At 52.1% G+C, this 1,427-nt stretch carries 3 protein-coding genes; all 3 read left to right on the top strand.

Annotation, left to right across the window (positions count from 1 at the left end):
• Positions 1-92 (top strand): Rcs stress response system protein RcsF (gene rcsF / locus AC1DUO_RS24950; protein WP_477989360.1); only part of this gene is annotated, 92 nt, incomplete at its 5' end.
• Positions 89-796 (top strand): tRNA (N6-threonylcarbamoyladenosine(37)-N6)-methyltransferase TrmO, encoded by a 708-nt coding sequence (gene tsaA, locus AC1DUO_RS24955; protein ID WP_015689436.1) that lies wholly within the window; start codon positions 89-91, stop codon positions 794-796. The genes rcsF and tsaA, both read left to right, overlap by 4 nt.
• Before the next feature lie 118 nt (positions 797-914).
• Positions 915-1,427 (top strand): proline--tRNA ligase (gene proS, locus AC1DUO_RS24960; RefSeq protein WP_477989358.1); only part of this gene is annotated, 513 nt, incomplete at its 3' end.

The following is a 1,427-nucleotide window of genomic DNA, read 5'->3' on the forward strand; positions in this document are numbered from 1 at the left end:
TGTTACATCAGTGCCAGATTATCAGCGGCGTACCAGGCTGCTTCCAGCAGGCGATTTGTCAGGGTTCCGCCCTGAACGTCACGTTTAAATGACCTCATTTTCTTTTGAGCAAATAGGGATCATTCACTCGCCCTATAAAGAGAAGTTTGCTGTTCCGCGCCAGCCCGGATTGATCCAGGATGGTGGCGGCGAATTACATCTGCATCCGCCTTATAACCAGCCCGAAGCTGTTCGCGGGCTGGAAGACTTCAGCCATTTATGGGTGATGTTTATTTTCCATCAGACGATGGAAAGCGGCTGGCGTCCGACAGTTCGCCCACCACGTTTAGGCGGGAATGTGCGTACCGGTGTATTTGCCACCCGTTCAACCTTCCGGCCTAATCCGCTCGGGATGTCTCTGGTTGAACTGAAAGGGATTCGCTGTCAGGGTCAGAATGTCATTCTGCAGCTTGGCAGTCTGGATTTAGTGGATGGCACACCTGTTGTGGACATTAAGCCGTATCTTCCCTTTGCGGAAAGCCATCCTGATGCACGCGCCGGTTTTGCTCAGCACGCACCTGATGCCGATATGCCGGTAGAATTTTTACCGCAGGCTGAACAGCAACTGGCTGAGCATGCGAGGCAATACCCGCATCTGCGCCGCTTCATCACGCAGGTTTTAGGACAGGATCCCCGTCCGGCTTATCGCAAAGGTGAAGCCACAGCGCGCGATTATGCCGTTCGTTTACTCGAGTTTAATGTCCGCTGGCGGGTCACAGGCTCTGTGAATCAGGTATTGTCCCTCGACAAAGACTAAATTTCCTCTGCCTCTCTTTTGACAATAGCAACTCGCTGGTAAACTAAGCCACTTTTCACGTTTTGGCTGCCCATGGCAGCCCGATTGCAATTTGCAGTGCTAACGGAACCAACACATCATGCGTACTACTCAATATCTGCTCTCTACACTGAAAGAGACGCCAGCCGACGCGGAAGTTATCAGCCACCAGCTGATGCTGCGCGCAGGGATGATCCGTAAACTGGCCTCAGGCCTGTATACCTGGCTGMCGACCGGCTTACGTGTTCTCAAGAAAGTTGAAAACATCGTACGCGAAGAAATGAACAACGCGAACGCCATTGAAGTGTCGATGCCGGTAGTCCAGCCCGCTGATTTGTGGCAGGAGAGCGGACGTTGGGAGCAATATGGTCCGGAATTGTTACGTTTCGTTGATCGTGGCGAGCGCCCGTTCGTACTGGGTCCAACCCATGAAGAAGTGATCACTGACCTGATCCGTAATGAAGTCAGCTCATACAAGCAGCTGCCACTGAATTTCTTCCAGATCCAGACTAAATTCCGTGACGAAGTTCGCCCGCGTTTTGGTGTAATGCGTTCCCGTGAATTCCTGATGAAAGATGCCTACTCATTCCATACGACGCAGGAATCTTTGCAG

The sequence above is a fragment of the Rahnella sp. P4_A8 genome, assembly GCF_056402435.1.